21 protein-coding genes are annotated in these 23,171 nt (G+C 60.9%); 10 read left to right on the top strand and 11 right to left on the bottom strand.

Features of this window, described 5'->3' with window-relative positions; all coding sequences use genetic code 11:
* The first annotated feature begins 3 nt into the window (after positions 1 to 3).
* Both pgmB and C1N62_RS00960 read left to right on the top strand, forming a co-directional pair.
* The gene (gene pgmB, locus C1N62_RS00965; protein WP_137761884.1) at positions 4 to 708 is read left to right on the top strand and encodes a beta-phosphoglucomutase; all 705 of its coding nucleotides are present in this window, start codon (positions 4 to 6) and stop codon (positions 706 to 708) included.
* Positions 709 to 710: 2 nt separating this feature from the next.
* On the top strand, positions 711 to 1,802 hold the full coding sequence (locus C1N62_RS00960) for an ABC transporter ATP-binding protein (protein WP_137761883.1): 1,092 nt from the start codon (positions 711 to 713) through the stop codon (positions 1,800 to 1,802).
* Between the two features lie 50 nt (positions 1,803 to 1,852).
* Here the strand turns inward: C1N62_RS00960 and C1N62_RS00955 are convergent, their stop codons facing one another.
* The 3 genes from C1N62_RS00955 to bioH all read right to left on the bottom strand — a co-directional run bounded on the left by C1N62_RS00955 (position 1,853) and on the right by bioH (position 4,242).
* A complete protein-coding gene (locus tag C1N62_RS00955; RefSeq protein ID WP_137761882.1) occupies positions 1,853 to 2,875 on the bottom strand; it encodes a LacI family DNA-binding transcriptional regulator in 1,023 nt (340 codons plus the stop codon).
* A 97-nt stretch (positions 2,876 to 2,972) separates the two neighbouring features.
* A complete protein-coding gene (locus tag C1N62_RS00950) occupies positions 2,973 to 3,251 on the bottom strand; it encodes a YdgH/BhsA/McbA-like domain containing protein (protein ID WP_370465579.1) in 279 nt (92 codons plus the stop codon).
* A 196-nt stretch (positions 3,252 to 3,447) separates the two neighbouring features.
* Positions 3,448 to 4,242: a pimeloyl-ACP methyl ester esterase BioH gene (gene bioH, locus C1N62_RS00945; protein ID WP_137761881.1), complete on the bottom strand. Its 795-nt coding sequence runs from the start codon at positions 4,240 to 4,242 to the stop codon at positions 3,448 to 3,450.
* Positions 4,243 to 4,288: 46 nt separating this feature from the next.
* On the opposite strand from bioH, the gene gntX reads away from it, so the two are divergent.
* Positions 4,289 to 4,966 (top strand): DNA utilization protein GntX, encoded by a 678-nt coding sequence (gene gntX / locus C1N62_RS00940; protein WP_137764863.1) that lies wholly within the window; start codon positions 4,289 to 4,291, stop codon positions 4,964 to 4,966.
* Positions 4,967 to 5,025: 59 nt separating this feature from the next.
* Positions 5,026 to 5,601: a Fe-S biogenesis protein NfuA gene (gene nfuA, locus C1N62_RS00935; protein WP_137761880.1), complete on the top strand. Its 576-nt coding sequence runs from the start codon at positions 5,026 to 5,028 to the stop codon at positions 5,599 to 5,601.
* A gap of 66 nt (positions 5,602 to 5,667) precedes the next feature.
* Here nfuA and malQ read toward each other — a convergent pair whose 3' ends face one another.
* The gene (malQ, locus tag C1N62_RS00930) at positions 5,668 to 7,749 is read right to left on the bottom strand and encodes a 4-alpha-glucanotransferase (RefSeq protein WP_137761879.1); all 2,082 of its coding nucleotides are present in this window, start codon (positions 7,747 to 7,749) and stop codon (positions 5,668 to 5,670) included.
* Positions 7,750 to 7,758: 9 nt separating this feature from the next.
* Positions 7,759 to 10,164 (bottom strand): maltodextrin phosphorylase, encoded by a 2,406-nt coding sequence (malP, locus tag C1N62_RS00925; RefSeq protein WP_137761878.1) that lies wholly within the window; start codon positions 10,162 to 10,164, stop codon positions 7,759 to 7,761.
* 316 nt (positions 10,165 to 10,480) lie between these two features.
* On the opposite strand from malP, the gene malT reads away from it, so the two are divergent.
* Complete coding sequence (gene malT, locus C1N62_RS00920) at positions 10,481 to 13,195, top strand: HTH-type transcriptional regulator MalT (protein WP_137761877.1); 2,715 nt, start codon at positions 10,481 to 10,483, stop codon at positions 13,193 to 13,195.
* Positions 13,196 to 13,267: 72 nt separating this feature from the next.
* Here the strand turns inward: malT and C1N62_RS00915 are convergent, their stop codons facing one another.
* The 6 genes from C1N62_RS00915 to ulaA are packed head-to-tail and all read right to left on the bottom strand — an operon-like array spanning position 13,268 to position 17,697.
* Complete coding sequence (locus C1N62_RS00915; protein ID WP_137764862.1) at positions 13,268 to 13,960, bottom strand: L-ribulose-5-phosphate 4-epimerase; 693 nt, start codon at positions 13,958 to 13,960, stop codon at positions 13,268 to 13,270.
* 5 nt (positions 13,961 to 13,965) lie between these two features.
* A complete protein-coding gene (locus C1N62_RS00910; protein ID WP_137761876.1) occupies positions 13,966 to 14,820 on the bottom strand; it encodes an L-ribulose-5-phosphate 3-epimerase in 855 nt (284 codons plus the stop codon).
* A complete protein-coding gene (locus C1N62_RS00905) occupies positions 14,796 to 15,485 on the bottom strand; it encodes a 3-keto-L-gulonate-6-phosphate decarboxylase UlaD (RefSeq protein WP_137761875.1) in 690 nt (229 codons plus the stop codon). Before C1N62_RS00905 ends, C1N62_RS00910 begins: the two co-directional genes overlap by 25 nt.
* A 12-nt stretch (positions 15,486 to 15,497) precedes the next feature.
* The gene (ulaC, locus tag C1N62_RS00900) at positions 15,498 to 15,971 is read right to left on the bottom strand and encodes a PTS ascorbate transporter subunit IIA (RefSeq protein ID WP_137761874.1); all 474 of its coding nucleotides are present in this window, start codon (positions 15,969 to 15,971) and stop codon (positions 15,498 to 15,500) included.
* 10 nt (positions 15,972 to 15,981) lie between these two features.
* Entirely contained in the window at positions 15,982 to 16,287 is a 306-nt protein-coding gene (gene ulaB, locus C1N62_RS00895; RefSeq protein WP_137761873.1) for a PTS ascorbate transporter subunit IIB, read from the bottom strand.
* Positions 16,288 to 16,299: 12 nt separating this feature from the next.
* Positions 16,300 to 17,697 carry a PTS ascorbate transporter subunit IIC gene (gene ulaA / locus C1N62_RS00890; protein ID WP_137761872.1) on the bottom strand — a complete coding sequence of 466 codons (1,398 nt, stop codon included), beginning with the start codon at positions 17,695 to 17,697 and terminating at the stop codon, positions 16,300 to 16,302.
* Positions 17,698 to 18,122: 425 nt separating this feature from the next.
* Here ulaA and ulaG point away from each other — a divergent pair, with 425 nt between their 5' ends.
* The 5 genes from ulaG (at position 18,123) to C1N62_RS00865 (ending at position 23,034) form a co-directional block, all read left to right on the top strand.
* A complete protein-coding gene (ulaG, locus tag C1N62_RS00885) occupies positions 18,123 to 19,187 on the top strand; it encodes an L-ascorbate 6-phosphate lactonase (RefSeq protein WP_137761871.1) in 1,065 nt (354 codons plus the stop codon).
* Positions 19,188 to 19,296: 109 nt separating this feature from the next.
* Entirely contained in the window at positions 19,297 to 20,052 is a 756-nt protein-coding gene (gene ulaR / locus C1N62_RS00880; RefSeq protein ID WP_137761870.1) for an HTH-type transcriptional regulator UlaR, read from the top strand.
* 112 nt (positions 20,053 to 20,164) lie between these two features.
* Positions 20,165 to 20,494, top strand: a complete 330-nt coding sequence (glpE, locus tag C1N62_RS00875; protein WP_137761869.1) for a thiosulfate sulfurtransferase GlpE — start codon at positions 20,165 to 20,167, stop codon at positions 20,492 to 20,494.
* Positions 20,495 to 21,412: 918 nt separating this feature from the next.
* Positions 21,413 to 22,246 carry a rhomboid family intramembrane serine protease GlpG gene (gene glpG, locus C1N62_RS00870; protein ID WP_137761868.1) on the top strand — a complete coding sequence of 278 codons (834 nt, stop codon included), beginning with the start codon at positions 21,413 to 21,415 and terminating at the stop codon, positions 22,244 to 22,246.
* Between the two features lie 29 nt (positions 22,247 to 22,275).
* Positions 22,276 to 23,034 carry a DeoR/GlpR family transcriptional regulator gene (locus tag C1N62_RS00865; protein WP_137761867.1) on the top strand — a complete coding sequence of 253 codons (759 nt, stop codon included), beginning with the start codon at positions 22,276 to 22,278 and terminating at the stop codon, positions 23,032 to 23,034.
* The last annotated feature ends 137 nt before the right edge of the window (positions 23,035 to 23,171 follow it).

Below are 23,171 nucleotides of genomic sequence, written 5' to 3'. Positions count from 1 at the left end.
AACATGTGTGACCAGCCTTACCCTCAGGCGGTGATTTTTGATCTGGACGGTGTCATCACGGACACCGCCGAGTTCCACTTTCAGGCGTGGCAGCAGCTGGCGCAGAAGCTGGGCATTGAGATCGATCGCGCCTTCAATGAGCAACTCAAGGGCGTCAACCGTGCTGACTCCCTCGCGTGCATCCTGCGTCATGGCGGGCAGGAGCAGGTCTGGCCGCCGGAGGCGCGCCAGCAATTTATGACCGAGAAGAACGATCTCTACCGCCAGTTGCTGGCGAACCTGACACCGGCAGACATCCTGCCCGGCATCCTGCCGCTGCTGGCGGCGGTACGCGCCGCGGGCTGCCGCATCGGGCTGGCGTCAGTATCGGAGAATGCGCCGCAGGTGCTGGCCTCGCTCGGGTTGAGCGATCGCTTCGACTTCTGCGCCGACGCCCGCGCCCTGAGCCACTCCAAGCCACACCCGGAAATTTTCCTCACTGCTTGCCAGGGGCTGGGGGTCGATCCCCGCCAGTCCATCGGCATTGAGGATGCGCAGGCTGGCATTACGGCCATCAATGCCAACGGCATGTACTCCGTCGGCATTGGCGCGACGCTGACAGAGGCCGACTACCGGCTGAACCACACCGGCGAGCTGGCGTGGCCGGATCTGCTGGCCCATTGGCAGGCGGCCCAGGTCTGCCCTGACACCTTGATTACCAGGAGCTGAACATGGCCCATATTTCGTTAAAACATATCCAGAAGATCTACCCGAACAATGTCCATGTGGTGAAAGATTTTTGTCTGGAGATTGAGGATAAAGAGTTCATCGTCTTCGTCGGCCCCTCTGGCTGCGGCAAGTCCACCACGCTGCGGATGATCGCCGGGCTGGAGGAGATCAGCGACGGCGACCTGCTGATTGATGGCGAGCGCATGAATGACGTCGCGGCCAAAAACCGTGGCATCGCGATGGTGTTCCAGAACTATGCGCTCTACCCGCACATGTCGGTCTACGACAACATGGCCTTTGCGTTGAAGCTGATGGACATCGATAAAGCGGAGATTGAGCGGCGCGTGGCCTATGCCGCGCAGATTCTGGGGCTGAAGGATCTGCTGCAACGCCGTCCGAGCGCCCTCTCCGGCGGCCAGCGGCAGCGCGTGGCGCTTGGCCGCGCCATCGTGCGCGACGCCAAAGTGTTCCTGATGGATGAACCGCTCTCCAACCTCGACGCCAAACTGCGCGTGCAGATGCGCGCCGAGATCAGCAAGCTGCACCAGAAGCTCGACACCACCATGATCTACGTCACCCACGACCAGACCGAGGCGATGACCATGGCGACGCGGATTGTGGTGATGAAGGATGGCATTGTGCAGCAGGTCGGCAGCCCGAAAACCATCTATAACCGCCCCTGCAATATGTTCGTCGCCGGCTTTATTGGCTCGCCAGCGATGAACTTCGTGCGCGGCGCACTGGATGGCGCGCACTTCGTCACCGAAAGCCTGCACATTCCGGTGCCGGAGGAGGCGCTGGCGCGCCTGAATGCCGCCGGTTACCAGCGCAAGCCGCTGATCCTGGGCATTCGCCCGGAGTCCATTTTCCTGGCGAAACCGGGCGCGCAGCAGGTGGAAGCGACCGTCACCGTCGCCGAGCTGACCGGCGCGGAGTTTATGCTCTACTGCCAAATTGGCGGCCACGAACTGGTGGTGCGTACCGATGCGCAGTGCGACATCCATGCCGGTGCCCATCTGGGGCTGACGCTGGATATGGGCCTTGCCCACTTCTTCGACAGCGAGACGGAGCAGGTGATCCCAACGCGGGATTGAGCCGCAAATGACAGAAGGGAAGGCGTGATGCCTTCCCTTTTTTTATGCGCTCAACCGGGCGGCGCGGTAGAGCCTGCCTGACGCAGATCGGTCGTCACCCGCCGATGCTGCTGCGGCAGGATCTGCCCTGCGATGCAGGCAAATAGCACATCACACCCCTGCCAGCCGAGTTGGGCGGTCGGCACGTCAATGCCGGTCAGGGGCGGCGTCAGCAGGGGCGAAATGCTGCTGTTGCTGTAGCCCATCACCGACAGTTGCGCCGGAATGGCACAGCCGCGCTCCTGCGCCGCCCGGTAGAGGCTGAGGATCTTCAGTGCGTCCGTCGCCAGCACGGCGGTCGGCAACACCGGCAGCGCAAACAGCCGGCAGGCCGCCTGATAGGCCTCCTCCACGCTGTTGCCGCCATCCAGCACCCAGCCGGGCGCAATCGGCAACTGGGCATCGGCCATCGCCTGACGATATCCCGCCAGCCGGTCAATCGAGACATGGTAATTCAATGAGGCGTGCAGGCAGGCGATGGCGCGGTGCCCCTCGGCAATCAACGCCTGCGTCATGCGGTAACTGTCGTGGAAGTTGTCGGTATCGACCGAGAAAATGTGCTGGTACTGCCCCTCAACGCGGCCAATCACCACCACCGGGATGGCATAGCCGTCCAGCTGCTGGAAAAAAGTCTCATCCGCTGGCGAGCTGAGCATGATGATCCCCTTCACCATCTTCTCCCGGATCTTCACCAGACACTTTTGCAGATCCTCCTCGCTGTTTTTCGAGGTTTGCAGGATCAGGTCGAAGCCCTCCTCCTCCGCCCGCGAGGCGATGGCGTGGACGATCTCGGCAAAGAAGGGGTTGCCCAGCGTGGTACGGGTTGGCCGGGTGGAGATCACCATGATGGCATCAAAGCCGGAGGAGGTCAGCGCGCGTGCCAGTTTGCTCGGCTGGTAGTTCAGTTCCGCGATGGCCTGCATCACCCGGTCACGGGCTTGCGCCGAAATGTTGGATTGATTGTTGAGAACCCGCGAAACGGTCGATTTGGAGACCTTCGCCAGCCGTGCAATGTCATAAATCGTCGCTGCCACTGCGGAGTAACCTTATGGAAAAAGAGGAGATTGGATTATACGCGCTGGCAGGGGAAGAGGCATGGGAAAAGGCGCCACGACGGCGCCCGGAAAGCGGTTATTTATACACTTCAGCAATGGCACTGACTTTGCCATGTTCACGGCCAGCAATCACCACAAAGTATTTGCCGCCCTTCTCATCCGCCAGCTTGGAGAGTTCCTCTTTGGCATCCATCGGCGATGTCGTTTCAGCAGTGGTGCTTACAGTCCCCACTTTCTCATACTTGGTCGCCTCCTCCTTGGAGATCTCCTGCGCTGCCAGTGCGCTGAAAGAGAGCGTGCCAGCCAGCACGGCGGCGGTAATCACAGAAGTTTTCATCGCGGAAATCAATTTCATAACCCTACCCTCGCTAGAATGTTGAGTGTTTAAGAAAACAGTCAGAAACAGGCAAAGGACCGAAGGGGAAAGCATCATCCTAATGCGAATGAACCCCGCCATCATGCGGACGGGCGCCATCTGTTTATCAGGCGACCCGCAGCTTCGTGTTGTCTGTCAGTCATTTACCTGAGTAATTATTAGCGAGTTTTTGAAATTATCCATTCTTTGGCGCAAGAAAAGCGTCGGACGTGAGGAAATCCAGCACAATGTCGCTGAACGCATCAGGGTGGGAGACGAAGGGCGCGTGGGCCGCCTTCTCCATGATCACCGAGCGCGACTGCGGCCAGATGGCATCAAGCTGCGGCACGATTTTGCGCGGCACCAGCCCATCCAGATGCCCGTAGATGCGCAGGAATGGGCAGCCCAGCGAACGCAACGGCGCGCGCAAATCGGCCTGTTGCAGGATCGCCAGCCCGCCATTGAGCACCTCCACAGAGGGCATCGGCTGCGCCAGCACCACCGCCTTCAGCAGGCGTGCATCCTGCCGCGCACTTTCGGTGCCCAGCGTCTGCAACGCCAAAAAGCGCTCCACGGTGCGCTGGAAATTCTCGCTCAGCTGGTGCTGGAACCCCTGCAACACCTCTGGCTTGATGCCCGGCCACCCCTCGCTTGCGGCAAAGCAAGGTGAGGAGGCGACGGTCACCAGCGCCTCAACCTGCTCCGGCGCGTCCAGCGCCACCTGGCTGGCGACCAGCCCGCCCAGTGACCACCCCATCCAGATGGCGCGGGCCGGTGCGGCAGCCCGTACCTCCGCCGCCATCTCCGCCAGCGAGAGCGCCGGGTAGTCGCCGCTGCGCCCATAGCCGGGCAGATCAACCAGATGCAGACGGAAATGCGGCGCGAGTCGCACCAGCGCCTGTTGCCATACCTCGGCATTCAATCCCCATCCGTGAAGCAGCACAAGATCGCGATCGCCTTCGCCAATTGTCTGCCAGTAAAGCTGCGCCATAGGTTATTGTCCTGTCGTTATGCTCTGCAAGGAGGCAAAAATGAGTATGCTAACAATCGGCGGCCTCTGTTGGCTATGTGAAATGCCGCTGCACCTCAGCCGCCACGGCCTCTGCGCCTGCTGCCTGCGCCATCTGGTGATGCCGCCGGTCTGCCCGCGCTGCGGGCTGCCCGCCACGCCCGATCTCCCCTGCGGCCGCTGCCTGCGCCGCCCGCCGCCGTGGCAGTCGCTGCTGGCCGTCACTGACTTCGCCCCGCCGCTCAGCACCCTGGTGCACCGGCTGAAATTCAGCGGCGCGCCGGAACTGGCGCCGGTGCTGGCGCGCCTGTTGCTGCTACGTTGGCTGGCGGCACGGCGTGAGGGGCGGATGGTGCGCCCAGATCGGCTGATCAGCGTGCCGCTGCACCGCCGGCGGCAGTGGCGACGCGGCTATAACCAGTCAGACCTGTTGGCGCGCCCGCTGGCACACTGGCTGGGGTGCGACTGGCAGCCGGATACGTTGATGCGCTGCCGCGTGACGCCCTCGCAGCGCGAGCTGACCGCCGTCCGGCGGCGGCGCAACCTGCGCGGCGCGTTCCGCTGTACACAAGATCTGGCGGGCCTGCATGTGGCGCTGGTGGATGACGTGGTGACCACCGGCAGTACGGTGGCGGAGATTTGCGGTTTGCTCAATCGTGCGGGAGTGGCCTCGATTCAAATCTGGTGCCTGTGCCGCACCTTGTAGTGATATGGGTATTGGGCGTATTATAACCTACTAGAGAAGTCAACTATTGAGTGAATGCTATGATCCGTATTACCGACGCAGCCCAAGCGCACTTTGCCAAACTGCTGGCAAATCAGGAAGAAGGCACTCAGATTCGCGTATTTGTCATCAACCCAGGTACGCCAACCGCCGAGTGTGGGGTCTCCTACTGCCCGCCGGACGCCGTGGAAGCCACTGACACGGAACTGAAATTCGAAAAGCTCTCCGCTTACGTGGATGAGCTGAGCGCGCCCTACCTGGACGAGGCGGAGATTGACTTCGTCACTGACCAGCTTGGTTCGCAGCTGACGCTGAAAGCGCCAAACGCCAAAATGCGTAAGGTCTCGGACGACGCCCCGCTGATGGAGCGCGTGGAGTATGAGCTGCAATCCAAAATCAACCCGCAGCTGGCTGGCCACGGTGGCCGCGTGTCGCTGATGGAGATCACCGATGAGGGTTACGCCATCCTGCAATTCGGCGGCGGCTGCAACGGCTGTTCAATGGTCGACGTCACCCTGAAAGAGGGGATCGAGAAGGAGCTGCTGAACACCTTCCCGGAACTGAAAGGCGTGCGTGACCTGACCGAGCACCAGCGCGGTGAGCACTCCTACTATTGATCTGCATCCAGCCGATCGCAAAAAGGGCGCCTTATGGCGCCCTTTGGTTTTTCTACGGTGGCCGATTTACACCGACACCTTGCGCCGCCGCTTATCGAGATCCTTCAGCAGCCGGTTAACGCGCTGGTCAGCAAACATCTCCTCCAGCGTCACGGTGAGCTTGCGCCGCCAGTTGGGGTACTGGTCAGTGGTGCCGGGGATATTGACCGGCATCTCCATATCCAGCCAATCCTCCGGTTGCAACCCCAGCAGCGCACTGGCGCTGTCTGCGATGTAGCGCTGCATACCGCGGTTCAGTGTTTGTGACATCGCCATCATCGAGGCTTTGTGGCCCAGTTTTTTCGGCACGCAGCCATACTGGTGCAGGCCATTGAGCAGCCCCTGGCGCGCCTTCTCACGATCCATCAGCAGCCCGGCGAACACCACTTTATCCGGGTAAAGCCCCAGCTTGTGGCCCAGCATCAAATCCCCGCTCTGCCAGAAACCACGCAGCGTCGGCAGGTCGTGGGTGGTGGCGGTGGCCATCGCCTGTACCGGGTAGGATTGCGGCGCGCGGTAGATGTTGTCACGGTCATGCTCGAAGTAGAGCACCTTGTAGGAGTAGACGCCGCTGTCGCGCAGGCGCGCGACAATCTCCACCGGCACCGTGCCCAGATCCTCGCCAATCACCATGCAGCGGTGGCGCTGGCTCTCCAGTGCCAGCACCGCCAGCAGGTCGTCCACCGGATACTGCACATAGGCACCCTGCGCCGCGCCCTCGCCATACGGTATCCACCAGAGGCGCAGCAGCGCCATCACATGGTCGATGCGCAGCGCGCCGCAGTCAGTCATGTTGGCACGCAGCAGATCGATAAAGGGCTGGTAGCCGCGCGTCATCATCACGTTCGGGTCCATCGGCGGCAGGCCCCAGTTCTGCCCGAGCGGGCCAAGGATATCAGGTGGCGCGCCAACCGATGCCCGCAGGCAGTAGAGTTCGCGGTCACACCAAGTCTCTGCGCCGCCCTCCGACACGCCTACCGCCAGATCACGATAGAGGCCAATCGGCATCCCCAGCGCTTCGCTGTGGGCATAGCAGGCCGCGAACTGGCTGTGCGCCAGCCACTGCAACCACTGGTAGAACTCCACCTCCGCCCGGTGGGAGAGGTAGAAGGCCTCGGCGGCCTCCACGCCGTCACGGTACTGCTCCGGCCAGGCTGGCCACCCCCAGCGACCCTCCTCCTCCTGCATCAGCCGCTCATGCAAGGCATCAAAGGCCGCCTGTTGGCGCAGGCTGCTGCCGCCCTGTGCCACAAAGTGCAGGTAGGCGCGCTTGCGCGCATGGCTGGCGGGCAGGTTCTCAAACAGCGGGAAGGCCTGCCGCAGCGCGGCCAGCTTGAGCGCCGTGACCGTGCTGTACTCCACCCACTCGGCGGCGCGCGCCCTCTCCAGCGCCGCCTGATTCTCTGGCGCGTGCCACCAGCGCTGGGCCGCCTCGCTGTGGCGGAACTCATCCACTGCGTTAACGTCGATATACACAATGTTGAGCCAGCGACGCGAGGAGGGGCTGTAGGGGCTGGCGCTCTCCGGCATTGCCGGGTAGAGGGCATGGATCGGGTTGAGGCCAATGAACGCCCCGCCGCGCCGCGCCGTCTCCTCCAGCATCAGCCGCAGGTCACCGAAATCCCCAATCCCCCAGTTGTTTTCCGAGCGCAGGGTGTAGAGCTGCACACAGGCGCCCCACAGTTTTTTGCCGGTCAGCAGCGCCTCTGGCTCATAGCAGCGTTTTGGCGCGACGATGATACGGCACCCCCAGCGCTGCCCCTTTTGCTCCAGCGTCAGCTGGTGGTAACCCGCCGGTAGCCGCGTTGGCAGCGAGATGGATTTGCGCCCGCTGGCGCGTCCCTCCACCCGGCTGCCATCCTCCTGCTCCAGCACCCAGCTGAAATCCCCCTTGCCCGCCAGCGGCAAGGACATCGGGAGGCCGAAGGTAAATACCTTGACCGGCGGCAGCGGCCCGGCGGCCGACGGCGGCCCCTCCTCGCGCCCCATCGCCGTCAGCAGTTTCAGCTTGGTGGCCGCCGGGATCGCCTGCAGTTTGCCGTGGGCGTTGATGAAGCTGGCGGAGATGCCCGCCAGCGTCGCCGCGTGATCGATCTGTTTCTCGTCCATGCGCGCCCCTTACCGTTTGGCTTGCCAGATACGCTGCTGGTAGTCACGGATCGACCGGTCTGAGCTGAAGATCCCAACCCGCGCGGTATTCAGAATCGCCCGGCGGGTCCACTCCTCCTGATCGCGATACAGGGCATCCACCTTCTGCTGCGCCTCGCCGTAGGCGGCGAAATCGGCCAGCACCAGATAGGGATCGCCGCCGCCCAGCAAACTGCCGAGCAGCATGTCGAATGCCTGCTTGTCACCGTTGCTGAACTCGCCGCTCTCCAGCGCTTTCAACACCGCGTTCAAGGTCTTGTCCTTCTTGCGCCACTTCACCGGATCGTAGCCACTGGCCTTCAGCGCCTTCACCTGCTCCACGGTATTGCCGAAGATAAAGATATTCTCCTCGCCCACCTGCTCGGCAATCTCGACGTTGGCGCCATCCAGCGTGCCAACCGTCAGCGCGCCGTTGAGCGCCAGCTTCATGTTACCGGTGCCGGATGCCTCTTTACCGGCAGTGGAGATCTGTTCGGAGACATCGGCCGCCGGGATCATCAGTTCCGCCACCGACACCTTGTAGTCCGGGATAAACACCACTTTCAGCCGATCTTTCACACGCGGATCGTGGTTGATCTTCTCCGCCACCTTGTTGATCGCATAGATGATGTTTTTCGCCAGGTAGTAACCCGGCGCGGCTTTGGCCCCAAACAGGAACACGCGCGGCAGGCGGTCATACTGTTTGTTGTGCAGGATCTCCTGATAGAGCGCGATGATGTGCAGCAGCGTCAGGTGCTGGCGTTTGTACTCATGCAGGCGCTTGATCTGGATGTCAAAAATCGCATCCGGGCTGATGACAATGCCAGTGCTCGCCTTGACGTAGGCGGCCAGCGCCTCTTTGTTGCGGTGCTTGATCTGGCGGAATTTCTCTCGGAAAGCGGCATCGTCGGCATAGGATTCCAGCCCCTTCAGCGCGTCGAGATCGGTCACCCACTCGGTCTGGAGCGTCTCATCAATCAGCGCCGAGAGTGCCGGGTTGCACTGCTTCAGCCAGCGGCGCGGCGTGATGCCGTTGGTGACGTTGTGGAACTTCTGCGGCCACAGCTGGTGGTACTCCGGGAAGAGATCCTTCACCACCAGATCCGAGTGCAGCGCCGCCACGCCATTCACCGCAAAACCGGCCACCACGCAGAGGTTCGCCATGCGCACCTGTTTGTCGTGGCGCACCGCCAGCTTGGCCCACACCGCTTCATCGCCCGGCCACTGCTTCTCCACCTGCTTTTTGAACTTGTCGTTGATCTGCTTGATGATGGCGAAGTGGCGCGGCAACAGGCTACGCACCAGCCGCTCATCCCAGCACTCCAGCGCCTCTGGCATCAGCGTATGGTTGGTGTAGGCGAAGGTGCGGCTGGTGATGGCCCACGCCTCGTCCCAGCCCAGCTGGTGCTCGTCCAGCAGAATGCGCAGCAGCTCCGGGATGGCGATGGTCGGGTGGGTATCGTTGAGTTGGATCACCTCGTAATCCGGCAGCTCCGCCAGCGCGCGGCCCGCCAAGTGGTGGCGGCGCAGGATGTCGGCCACCGAACAGGCGCACTGGAAATATTGCTGCATCAGGCGCAGGCGTTTGCCGGCCTGATGGTTGTCATTCGGGTAGAGCACCTTGGTCAGCTTCGCGGCCTCAATGCCGCGCTGCTCAGCATGTAGGAAGTCGCCGTCATTGAATTTACCCAAGTCAAACGGGTGCGGGTGGGTCGCCTCCCACAGGCGCAGCGGCTGGCTCATGCCGTTGCGGTAGCCGATCACCGGCAGATCCCACGCCTCACCGCGCAGCGTCAGCTCCGGGCGCCACACCACCCGGCCATCGGCCTGCTTCTCCAGCGTGCCGCCGATCCCCACGTCTACCGCCAGCGCCGCATTATGGGCAAACCACGGGTAGCTCTCACGCTGCCAGATATCTGGCTCCTCATGCTGGCGGCCCTCAACAAAGCTCTGGCGGAACAGGCCGTACTGGTAGTTCAGGCCATAGCCAATCGCCGGCTGGTTAAGGGTCGCCATTGAATCGAGGAAGCAGGCCGCAAGCCGCCCCAGCCCACCGTTGCCGAGCGCCGGGTCGACCTCCTGCTCCAGGATGTCACTCAGCGATACGTTGAAGCCCTGCAACGCCTCGGCGATGTCGTCATACCAACCCAGGTTGATGAGATTGTTGCCGGTCAGGCGGCCAATCAAAAACTCCATGGAGATATAGTTCACATGCCGCTGTACCTGGGCGGCTTTTTCCGGCAGCGGTTGCGCCGCCGTCTGCTCGGCAACCGCCGCGCTGACGGCCTGCCACCACTGATGAGAAGTCATCTCTTCGGCAGCATGCAGGCCAAAATGATGCCACTGGCGTGCCAGGGCCGCCAAAAAGACATCCTTCTTAAAAGTGGGCTGTGACATAAGCAACTCTCATTCCTGTAGTTGAACAATGGGATAAGGCGATGTGGATGGGTGTGGCGTCCCGCTATCCTGCCGAGCGCACGCGGTCAGGGCATCATCCCGGCGGGGGCTTAGCTGGGGATGAGAAGCAGGGCGTAGCCGTAATTTGTGATCCACTGCAACTAACCATCACCAGAAAAGGGTCAGTTATTGCATTAGAAAGTGGCTTATCAGACCTTAGCGGCTAATGATTAATTACGAGTTGTAAAATAATCATGGGTTATGAATTGCACCCTTTTTCTCCCTCCCCTTCGTTGCCAGAAAAGATGGAGACGTCATGCTAATCCCGTCCAAACTCAGCCGCCCGGTGCGGTTGCAAAATACTGTGGTGCGCGAACGTCTGTTGAACAAACTGGCCAGCGCGGCAAATTACCGGTTAGCCCTGGTAAATTGCCCGGCTGGCTACGGAAAAACCACGCTGGTGGCGCAGTGGGCCGCCGACATCGCCGAACTGGGCTGGTATTCGCTGGATGAGAGCGACAACCAGCCTGAGCGCTTTGTCCACTATCTGGTCGCCGCCATCCAGCAAGCCACCGGCGGCTATTGCAGCAAAAGCGAGGCGATGAGCCAGAAACACCAGTACGCCAGCCTCTCCGCCCTGTTTGCCCAACTCTTCATCGATCTGAGCGAGTGGCACCGCCCGCTCTATCTGGTGATTGATGACTACCACCTGATCACCAATGAAGCGATCCACGAGGCGATGCGCTTCTTCCTGCGTCACCAGCCGGAGAACCTGACGCTGGTGCTGCTCTCACGCTCGCTGCCGCCGCTCGGCATCGCCAACCTGCGGGTGCGCGACCAGTTGCTGGAGCTGGGCAGTGCCCAACTGGCCTTTACCCATCAGGAGGCCAAGCAGTTCTTTGACTGCCGCCTGCATGTGCCGCTCGAGCAGGGCGACAGCAGCCGTCTGTGTGACGACGTGGAGGGGTGGGCCACCGCCCTGCAACTGATTGCCCTCTCCGCCCGGCAGTCCGGCGCGTCGGCCCAAAAATCTGCCCAGAAGCTGGCGGGGCTGAACGCCAGCCACCTGAACGACTATCTGGTGGACGAGGTGCTGGATCGCATCGACGTCGATACCCGCCACTTCCTGCTGCGCTGTTCGGTGCTGCGCTCGATGAACGATACGCTGATCGTCCGCCTGACCGGCGAGGATTACGGCCAGCAGCGGCTGGAGGAGCTGGAACGGCAGGGGCTATTTATCCATCGCATGGATGACAGCGGCGAGTGGTTCTGTTTCCACCCGCTGTTCGCCGCCTTCCTGCGCCAGCGCTGCCAGTGGGAGCTGGCGCTGGAGCTGCCAGCCATCCACCGCAGTGCTGCCGAAGGCTGGCTGGCGCTGGGTTTCCCGGCAGAAGCGATTCACCATGCGCTGGCCGCCGGCGACGTCGAGATGCTGCGTGACATCCTGTTGCAGCACGGCTGGATGCTGTTCAACCAGAGCGAGCTGGCCCTGCTGGAGCAGTGCCTGAATGCCCTGCCCTATGAGCGTCTGGTACAAAGCCCCAAGCTGGCGTTGTTGCAGGCGTGGCTGGCGCAGAGCCAGCACCGCTTTGCCGAGGTGGACACCCTGCTGGCCCGTGCCGCCGACGCGATGCAGGCACAACACCTGGCGGTGGACAGAACCCTGGCCGCCGAGTTCGACGCCCTGCGGGCGCAGGTCGCCATCACCTCTGGCCAGCCGGAAGAGGCTGAACACCTCGCTGGCGAGGCCCTGAAGTTCCTGCCACTCTCCAGCTACTACAGCCGTATCGTTGCCACCTCCGTGACCGGTGAGGTACACCACTGCAAAGGCGAACTGGCGCGCGCGCTGCCGATGATGCAGCAAACGGAGCAGATGGCCCGCCGCCATGAGGTTACCCACTACGCCCTGTGGGCACTGCTGCAACAGAGCGAGATCCTGATTGCCCAAGGTTTCCTGCAAGCCGCCTTTGAGATGCAGGACAAAGCCTTTGAACTGGTGCGCGAGCAGCACCTTGAGCAGTTACCGCTGCATGAGTTTTTGCTGCGCCTGCGCGCCCAGCTGCTCTGGTCATGGGCGCGGCTGGACGAAGCCGAAGGCGCGGCACGACAGGGGCTAGAGGTATTGAACAACTACCAGCCGCAGCACCAGTTGCAGTGTCTGGCGATGCTGGCGAAGTGCTCGCTGGCGCGCGGCGATCTGGACAATGCGCACCGCCATTTGCAGAGTTGTGAAACCCTGCTGCTGGGCGGTGCCTATCACCGCGACTGGCTGACCAATGCCGACAAGGCGCGGGTGATCTACTGGCAGATGACCAATGACGTCGCGGCCGCCGCCAACTGGCTGCGCCACGCCGAAAAACCGGGCATGGCGGACAACCACTTCCTGCAAGGGCAGTGGCGCAACATCGCCCGCACCCAAATTTTGCTCGGCCAGTACGATGAGGCGGAGGTGGTGCTGGATGAGCTAAATGACAACGCCCGCCGGCTGAAACTCTACAGCGACCTGAACCGCAACCTGCTGATCATCAACCGCCTTTACTGGCTAACTGAACGTAAGGTTGAGGCCCAAAAGGCGCTGATGGAGGCATTGACGCTCGCCAACCGCACCGGCTTTATTAGCCACTTTGTGATTGAGGGTGAGTTGATGGCCCAGCAGTTGCGCCAGCTTATTCAGCTCAATGCCCTGCCGGAGCTGGAGCAGCACCGGGCGCAACGCATCCTGCGCGATATCAACCAGCATCATCGCCACAAGTTCGCCCACTTTGACGAACACTTTGTGGTGAAATTGCTGACCCACCCCCACGTCCCGGAGCTAATCCGCACCAGCCCGCTGACCCAACGTGAATGGCAGGTACTGGGGCTGATCTACTCCGGCTACAGCAACGACCAGATCGCCGGTGAACTGGATGTGGCAGCCACCACCATCAAAACCCATATCCGCAACCTCTACCAGAAGCTGGGCGTCACCCACCGTCAGGAGGCCGTGGTACAGGCACAACGCCTGATGCAGCTGATTGGCTACAGCGCCTGACCGACAATTCTGTTTTGCTTGATAGCTACGCTCTGCCCGACAGTGGGCCGCCCTCGGCGGCCCACTCTCCTCTTAAGGCTCCGGCTGGCCGTAGTAGGCGGTGGCACCATGTTTGCGCAGGAAGTGTTTCTCCAGCAAAAAGGTATCCAACGGGCGCGGTGTCGGGTTAAGGCTGTGGGCAAGCCAGGCCATCTTCGCCACCTCCTCCAGCACCACCGCATTGTGTACCGCCTCATCCGGCGATCGCCCCCAGCAGAATGGGCCATGCTGGCTGACGACCACACCCGGCCTGAGCAGCGCCTCTGTCGGCCCGACGGTTTCAATGATCACCTGCCCGGTTTGCTGCTCATACTCCCCCTCCACTTCCCAGCGCCGCAGGGGGCGGGTGCAGGCGATCTCCCCAAAGAAGTAGTCGGCATGGGTGGTACCCAACGCCGGGATCGCCCGCCCTGCCTGCGCCCACGCGGTGGCATAGGTGGAGTGGGTATGCACAATGCCGCCCAGCGACGGATAGTGGCGATAGAGTGCCAGGTGGGTCGCGGTATCCGAGGAGGGGCGGTAGCGCCCCTCCACCACCTTGCCCGCCATATCCACCACTACCATATCCTCTGGGCGGAGCTGCTCATAGCGCACCCCGCTTGGCTTGATCACCATCCACTGCCGTGTGGGATCAATCCCGCTGACATTGCCCCAAGTAAAGGTCACCAGCCGATGGGCTGGCAGCGCCATGTTGGCCTCAAAGACTTGCTGTTTCAGTGCGTCCAATTCACTCATCTCTCGATCTCCAGTCCGGCGGCGCGCATCTTTTCACACACCCACTGCCGCGCGGCTTTAACCTCCGCAATCGGGTCAGGGGCGCTCTCGCTCCACATCTCAATCAGGTAAGGCCCGCGGTAGCCGCTGGCCCTCAGGGTGGTGAAGCAGCGGGTAAAATCCACCACGCCAGCGCCAAACGGAACGTTCTTGAACTCCCCTGGCCGGGTATCTTTCACATGCACGGCGACGATATGGCCCGCCCCTGCCTCCAGCTCCATCTGCACGTCATGCTCCCACGCGGAGAGGTTGCCGATATCCGGGTAAAGCTGGAACCAAGGGTTATTCAGGTAGTGCGCATACCCCAGCGCCTTGCTGATGGAGTTCATCAATGGGTAGTCCATGATCTCCATCGCCAGCGTCACCTGCGCCCGACTGGCCAGCTCCACCGCCTGCACCAGCCCCTCCCGGAAGCGCTCACGGGTGTGGTCATTCGCCTGCTGGTAGTAGACGTCATAACCAGCCAGTTGGATCACCCGGATGCCGACATCCTGCGCCAGCCGGATCGCTTGCCGCAGGATCTCCAGCCCCTGGCTGCGTACCGCATCCTGCTCCGCGCCAAGCGGAAAGCGCCGGTGCGCGCTCAGGCAGAGAGAGGGCACCCGCACGCCGGTGTCTGCGATGGCTTTTACCAGCGCCAGCCGCTCCGCTGGCGTCCAGGAGAGCCGCGCCAGCCGGCGATCGGACTCATCCACTGACATCTCAACGAAATCAAACCCTAGCTCTGCCGCCAGTTGCAGGCGCGCGCGCCAATCCTCTCCGCCCGGCAGCGCCTTTTCATAGATCCCTAGCGGGACTGCGCGGTGCAGCATGTCCCCTCCTGCCCCCAAAGCTGCTGGATGGTGCGTTTAAATTGGCGCGCCGCGGCCACCGGGTCGGCGGCGTCCCGGATACTGCGCCCGGCGATAAACACATGCACCGGGATTCCCTGGAACAGCGGCAGATCCTCCAGCGCCAGCCCGCCGGTAACGGTCACGTTGAAGCCCATATCGGCCAGCCGCCGGACGGCGTTAATGTCCGCGTCACTCCAAGCCGCCCCCGCCGCCTGCGCATCGCGGCTACGGTGATAGACCACCTGACGGATGCCAGCATCCCGCCAGGCAGCCGCCTGCTCCCACGTCCAGAAGCCCGTCAGTTCAATCTGCACATCCCCGCCATACTCCTTGGCGACCGCCAGCGCGCCCTTCGCGGTATTGATGTCAGCGCAGCAGATCACGGTGATCCAGTCGGCATGGGCCTCAAAGCACATGCGCGCCAGAATCTGGCCAGCATCCGCGATTTTGGCGTCAGCCAGCACGATTTTTTCCGGGTAGAGGGCCTTCAGGTCACGCACCGCCCGCACCCCCTCCGCCACGCAGAGAATGGTGCCGACCTCAATGATATCGACCTCTGGGGCAATCAGCCGGGTCGTGCGGTAGGCGTCGCTCAGGGAGTGGTTGTCCAGCGCCACCTGCAACAGGGGTAAAGCATGAGTCATGGTACTGCTCCTTTATCGGGCGGCCGCGGCCGCAGAGGTTTCATCGATTAGCGCCAGCACGTCCTCTTCGGTGCGGCAGGCGCGCAAGCGGTCAAAATTGGCCTCATCCTCAAACAGGTTCACCACCTGCATAATCCCAACCTCTTGGTGCGTTTGGGCATTCACTGCCGCCAGCGTGATCAGGATATCAACCGGGTCATTCTCCTCATGGTTGAACACCAGCGGCGTTTTGAGCGTCACTAAGGCAAAGCCCGTGCGCTTCACCCCCTCCTCCGGCCGACCGTGGGGCATCGCCAGTCCGGGGGCAATCACAAAGTAGGGGCCGAACCGCGCCACGCCGTCCAAAATCGCCTGATAGTAGTGCGGCTCTACCACCTCGGCGCGCACCAGCAGATCCACGCCGATTTTTACCGCCTCCTGCCAGGTGGCCGCCTCCGCCTGTAAGGCGATGGAGTGGTTCTCCGCCAAGGAATCTCGCAGTTTCATGGTTGCGCCCTCACGCCAAATCGGCCGGGAAGTGTTCACCAATCACCGCCATCAACTTCGGCCCAAAATCCTCGGCAGAAAGCATGTTGCGTACCCCCACCACATATTTGTTGCCGCTGACGGTGATCTCATCCGCCACGTGGGTGGAGGCGATGATGATGTCCGCGCTGCCCAGCTCCGATTTGTACTCGCCGACCGCGCAACTGTTGACGCTATGGTTCACCCCTTGCTGCGTCAGGAACTGCCCAACCTTGAGCTTCATGATCATCGAGCTACCCTGCCCGTTACCACACACTGCCAGAATGCGTACTGTCATCGTTGTGTCTCCTTAATGTGCCGAAGAGTGTGTAACCTTGTGTTGTGCGTCCTCCTCGGCGCGCAGTGCGCGGCCGGCGAAGAACATATAAAGCAGCGCAATCAGCACGATAACGCCCATAAACCACAGTCCGGTGGCCAAGCCCTGCATCAGGGGTGGCGCCAGAATTGACCAGTCCGCCATGCCCATCCAGGCACTGAGGCCGGTCAGCTTCACTGCCCAGACGCAGCCGAATATCTCCACCATGCCCATTACCAGACAGATCTTCAGCGCCGCGCGCCAGCCGCCAAAATGGTTGGCAAACACGCCTATGGTGGCGTTGGAGAAAAACATCGGGATAAAGCCGGGAATGATCATGATGGAGGAGCCGATCGCCAGCAGGATGCCAACCGCAATCAACTGCCCGATGGTGCCCCACATAAAGCCCCACACCACCGCGTTCGGCGCAAAGCTGTAGATGGCGGCGCAGTCGATGGCCAGCACCGCGCCGGGAATCAGCCGCTGTGAGATGCCGTTGAACGCCTCGGTCAACTCGGCAACAAACATGCGTACACCCTGCACGATGATGAAAATCGCCACCGCGAACATCAGGCCAGTTTGCAGGATGTAAATGGACCAGTGGGTCTTGCCAGCCATCGCTTGCAGCGTATCAAGGCCGAAGGAGCAGAGGATGATGCCGAAGAACAGCGTCATCACAATGGCCGTGGAGACGATGTTGTCATGGAAGATGTTGAGCCAACCGGGCAACTTGAGATCCTCCACGCTCTCCTCTTTTTTGCCCAGCCACGGCGCTGCTTTGTAAGCCAGCCAGGAGGCAAACTGCTGCTGGTGCCCGATGGAGAAGCCGCAGCCGTCGGTCACCTCCTGCGTCGGTTTGTACATCATGTTGGAGGTGATGCCCCAGTAGAGGGAGACCAGCAGCGCGGTACACAGAATGGTTGTCCACATGCCGTAGCCGAGGATGTAGAAGAACACCGCAATCAGCCCGGCCTGCTGGAACATGATGTGGCCGGTGAGCATGATGGTGCGGATGCCGGTCAGGCGGCGCAGCAGCACGTAAATAATGTTGAGCGCCAGCGCCAGCAACACGGCATAACCGACCCAGCTATAGGCGTCGCCCATCCGTTCGATGGTCGCCATCATGGAGGCATAGGTGTCGGAGATGGCGCCGTTGATGCCATACACCTCGGACAACTTGGCCACCACCGGCTTGAAGGTGCTGGTCAGGATGCCGGAACCGGCCTGCAACAGCATAAAGCCGATGATGGTTTTCAGCGTGCCTTTGATAATGACCGCCGCACTCTTACGCAGCAGTAAATACCCCAGTAGCGTAACCAGCCCCAGCAGCAGCGGTGCGTTGGTCATCACCTGGTTAAAGAAGATCGTAAACAGGGTGTAGAGGGTTTCCATAAAGCTCTCCATGAGAAAGCATTCAGTAGACTTTCGTTGTCTGGCAGAGCGCTCGATCCTTCTCAGCCAGGGGCGTACCACACATAAAGTCCGGGCACTCTACCGCTCAACAATCATCACCAAAAGATCATTTATGATTATTTATGAGCGCGCTCGCAAGACCCATTTCCCCTTGCCGCACCCCACCTTGATAAACCAAGGAAAACCCTTCATTAAATAACTGTTTTACATAGTTAAAAGAGGCATTATCTTTTAAAGTTATCATTCATCTCTTTCTGGGAGAGGGCGCGAAAAAAGCCGTTATCCGCATTGTAAGCGTCAAAAAACGGTGCTAGATTCCTCGCAAAATAATCACGTTAAATCTTTTTATGATTGAATTTGATTACTGTGCTGTTAGGCTTTGACCAACCTGATGAGGTGATGCGATGAGTAAAGTGATGACGATCAGCCGCGAGTCCTGGATCCTGAGTACCTTCCCGGAGTGGGGCAGCTGGCTGAATGAAGAGATCGAGCAGGAGCAGGTCGCGCCCGGCACCTTTGCCATGTGGTGGCTGGGCTGTACCGGAATCTGGCTGAAATCCGAGGGTGGCGCCAACCTGTGCGTGGATTTCTGGTGTGGCACCGGCAAGCAGAGCCATCGCAACCCGCTGATGAAGGAGGGTCACCAGATGCAGCGCATGGCGGGGGTGAAGAAGTTGCAGCCCAACCTGCGCACCACCCCGTTTGTGCTGGATCCCTTTGCGATCCGCCAGATCGATGCGGTGCTCGCCACGCACGATCATAACGATCACATTGATGTGAATGTGGCGGCCGCGGTGATGCAGAATTGCGATCCCACGGTGCCCTTTATTGGGCCGCAGACCTGTGTCGATCTCTGGATCAGCTGGGGGGTGCCGGCGGCGCGCTGCATTGTAATGACGCCCGGCAGCGTTGTGCGGATCAAGGATGTGGAGATCCATGCCCTTGAGGCCTTTGATCGTACTGCACTGATTACCCTGCCGGCGGAGCAGAAGGCGGCGGGCGTGCTGCCGGATGGCATGGATGTCCGTGCCGTCAACTATCTGTTCAAAACGCCGGGCGGCACGCTCTACCACAGTGGCGATTCACACTACTCCAACTACTACGCCAAACATGGCAATGAGCACCAGATTGATGTGGCGCTGGGCTCTTACGGTGAAAACCCACGCGGTGTGACGGACAAGATGACCAGTGCGGACATCCTGCGCATGGCGGAGGCGTTGAATGCCAAGGTGGTGATGCCGTTCCATCATGATATCTGGTCCAACTTCCAGGCAGACCCGCAGGAGATTCGTGTGCTGTGGGAGATGAAAAAAGACCGGCTGCGTTATGGTTTCAAACCCTATATCTGGCAGGTGGGCGGCAAATTCACTTGGCCGCTGGATAAGGACAATTTTGAGTACCACTACCCGCGCGGGTTTGAGGACTGCTTTAGCCAGGAGCCGGATCTGCCCTTTACCTCGTTCCTGTAGGTGATGCTGAAAGGGTGCCGGGCGCGTGGGCGGCCAGCGAATTGTGAATACTCATGCGTGTGATGCTCGCGTATAATCACCGGATAATCATTATCCCCGCGGAGCAATCATGACAGAGGCACAACGACACAATGCAATTCTTGGGCTGCTTCAGCGTCAGGGACAGCTCTCAGTGGCGGAGGTGATCGCGCAATTTTCTATCTCCCCTGCCACGGCGCGCCGTGACATCACCAAGCTGAATGAACTGGGCAAACTGCGCAAAGTGCGGAATGGGGCGGAGGCGATCACTGCCCCCCGGCAGGCCTGGACGCCGCTGAATATCCATCAGGCGGAGCATCTGGATGAGAAGGTGCGGATTGCCAGGGCGGCGGCGGCGCTCTGTCGCCCTGAGCAGAGCGTGGTGATCAACTGCGGCTCCACGGCGTTCCTGCTGGGCCAGGAGATCTGTGGCAAGCCGGTACAGGTGATCACCAACTACCTGCCGCTGGCTAACTACCTGATTGAGCAGGAGCATGAGAGCGTGGTCATCATGGGCGGGCAGTACAACAAAAGTCAGGCGATCACGCTGGCCCCGCAAGAGGGGGACGCCACCCTCTATGCTGGCCACTGGATGTTTACCAGCGGCAGCGGCCTGACGGCGGACGGCCTCTATAAAAGCGATATGCTGACGGCGATGGCGGAACAAAAAATGCTGAACTACATCGGCAAGCTGGCGGTACTGGTCGATAGCAGCAAGCTCGGCCAGCGGGCGGGTATGCTGTTTAGCCGTACCGAGCAGATCAGCGTCGTGATTACCGGGCGTGACGCGGCACCGGCCATTGTCGAACAGTTACGGGCGCAGCAGGTTGAAGTGATGCTGGTATAACGGCCCGCTGGCCTTTTCTGTTTACCCTTACCCTTTAGCGGGTCTTGGCAGCAAAGAAATTGGGTACACTGGTCGTGAGTTCCCTTTTTCGCTTTTTAGAGGCATCCGCTGTATGGAACAGTTCGAAGCAATCAGCGTTGAGCAGGCGCACACCCGTCTTAATCAGGGTGAGGCGGTGCTGGTGGATATCCGCGATCCGCAAAGTTTTGAGACGGGACATGCGCCCGGCGCCATTCATCTGACCAATGCCAATTTGGGCGCGTTTATTGAGCAAACGCCACCCGCCACGCCGGTTATGGTGATGTGCTACCACGGCATCAGCAGCCGCAATGCCGCGCAGTATCTGCTGACCCAAGGCTATGACGCGGTCTACAGCATTGATGGCGGTTTTGAGGCCTGGGCACGCATTTTCCCGGACGCGGTAGACACCGGCCACGGCTAACCCTGCCCAACCGGGTATACGGCACCCGCGTCCGCAGGTGCCGCACCGCCCGGCAACCTTTACGGCAGTCCCTTTTGCTGTCGTATTACCCGTGACGTTTCTGGCGACTGATTTGGCCCGATGCCTCTGCCATGCCCTTTGTCTGAAGCGGCGGTATGGCTGGTAGCGTGTCTGGATCGGTGTCTCTGCCCGCCCCTGTCTGGAGCCGCCGCCCATCCGATGGGGTGTCTGAATGGGCTGGTCTGCCATGTCCTCTATCTGCAACCACCGCATGGCCGATAGTGTTTCTGGCGACTGATTTGGCCCGGTGCCTCTGCCATGCCCTTTGTCTGAAGCGGCGGTATGGCTGGTAGCGTTTCTGGATCGGTGTTCTCTGTCTGGAGCCGTATGCCCGGTGGGGTTTTCGAGCCGGTGCATCTGCCAGCCTTCCGTCTGGAACCACCGCTCGCGAGACACTTGTTGGCCATGTCGTCGTGCTGAATGCAGCGCTCTATAGTGCGTCATGGCATGGTGGCCGGTGATGGGTTCGCTGGCGGCTTTGCACATCAAAATCACTCACTTCGCGCTAGGTTGCCGCGCGCTGCGCCAGCCTGCTCCTTTGTGCCGCCGTCTGGCCGGTGGCGTTTTTAGGTGACACACTCCCTCCGGCCTTTATTGCCCTGCCCGCTTTCTCCTGAATTGACTGGCTGCTATGGTCGCTGGCGTTACACGGCCTGTGGTTGGCTCTCCAGATCACGATTTTTTTATGGCTTGTGCTTCTGGCATCACGATAGAAATGTGAGCCACGGCATAAGGTGGAAAGCGTACAATACAGCCTGACGGCGGGCAGTTATACTCTGCCAGGCCAGGGGCCTGATGGTGAATCATGGCCTGGAATCAATCTGTTAAACCATTGCCGCGAGGGGTTGTAAATAAACTATGGTAAGAATAATGGCGTTCTCCAACCCGCGGGCGGCGCAGGCATTTATCGACTACATGGCCACGCAGGGCATCAAGCTGGAGATGCGGCCACAGGGGCAGGAAGTTGAACTGTGGCTGAATGAGGAGTCACGACTGGGAGAGGTGGAGCAGCATCTGGCGGCATTTTTGCGTGAGCCGTTCCACCCGCGTTACCAGGAGGCAAGTTGGCGCGCTGGCCAGTCCAACCACACGCTCTCCTATCCACGCTACAGCTATCTGGCGCGCATCCGCAGCCAGGCCGGGCCGCTGACGCTCTCCGTGATGGTGCTGAGCATCCTGATCTACCTGCTGATGCCGGTGGTGGGCGGCGACCGCCTGATGAACTGGCTCGGCTGGCCAGCGGACAGCAGCCAATACTGGCAACTGTGGCGCTGGGTCAGCCATGCGCTGCTCCACTTCTCGCCGCTGCATATCCTGTTCAACCTGCTCTGGTGGTGGTATCTGGCCGGGCCGCTAGAGAAGCGTTTCGGCAGTGGCAAGCTGGCGACCATCGCGCTGGTGTCGGCCTTCTTCAGTGGCTGGGCGCAGTCGCTCTATAGCGGCATCTATTTTGGTGGCCTCTCCGGCGTGGTCTATGCGCTGATGGGCTATGTCTGGCTGACTGGCGAGCTGGCACCCAAGGCGGGCATTGCGCTGCCGCGCGGCCTGATGGTGTTCTCGCTGGTTTGGCTGGTCGCTGGCTATTTTGATATTTTTGGCTTGGCAATTGCCAACGCCGCCCACGTTGCCGGGTTGATCCTCGGCCTGATGATGGCCCTTAAGGATGTACGCAGCCTGCGTGGGCCGCGTTAATCCCGGCCGGATGTTTTCAGAGGTGTAATGTGAAGCAAACGCAGCGTCACGACGCAATTATTGAAATGGTGCGTCAGCAGGGATATGTCAGTACCGAGGAGCTGGTGGAGCACTTCGCCGTCAGCCCGCAAACCATCCGCCGCGATCTGAACGATCTGGCAGACCAGAATAAGATCCAGCGCCACCACGGCGGGGCGGCCCTGCCCTCCAGTTCGGTCAATGCTGCCTACCATGACCGCAAGGTGATGTGGTCAACGGAGAAGGCGCGCATCGCCGAACGGGTCGCCAGCCAGATCCCGGATGGCGCCACCCTGTTCATTGATATTGGCACCACACCGGAGGCGGTGGCCCACGCCCTGCTGAACCATAAGAACCTGCGGGTGGTGACCAATAACCTGAACGTCGCTACCCTGCTGACCGCCAAGGAGGACTTCCGCCTGATTTTGGCGGGTGGCGAGGTGCGCACCCGCGACGGCGGCATTATTGGCGAGGCGACGCTCGACTTCATCTCCCAGTTCCGGCTCGATTACGGCATCCTTGGCATCAGCGGCATCGATATGGATGGCTCGCTGCTGGAGTTTGACTACCATGAGGTGCGCACCAAGCGCGCGATCATTGAGAACTCCCGCTGCGTGATGCTGGTAACCGACCACTCCAAGTTTGGCCGCAACGCGATGGTCAACTTGGGCAACATGAATCTGATCGACTACCTGTTCACCGACCAGATGCCGCCTGCCAGCGTAATGAAGATTATTGAGCAGCACGACGTGCAGCTCGAACTCTGCTGATCCGCCCTCCCGCCTGATTTTTCCTCGGCTTTTCCCCCTGTCCCGGTTCTGTGCCGGGGCAGGTTCGAACCTGCTCCTTTCTGATTATCTCGACTGCTCAATGGGTTAACCCGCGCTTTTGCGCCAAAAATGTTACC

It is taken from the genome of Nissabacter sp. SGAir0207, assembly GCF_005491205.1.
In the GTDB taxonomy this organism is placed as follows: Bacteria; Pseudomonadota; Gammaproteobacteria; order Enterobacterales; family Enterobacteriaceae; genus Chimaeribacter.
Note: the sequence above shows the minus strand (reverse complement) of the source record. Positions and strands in the feature narration are given on the sequence as shown.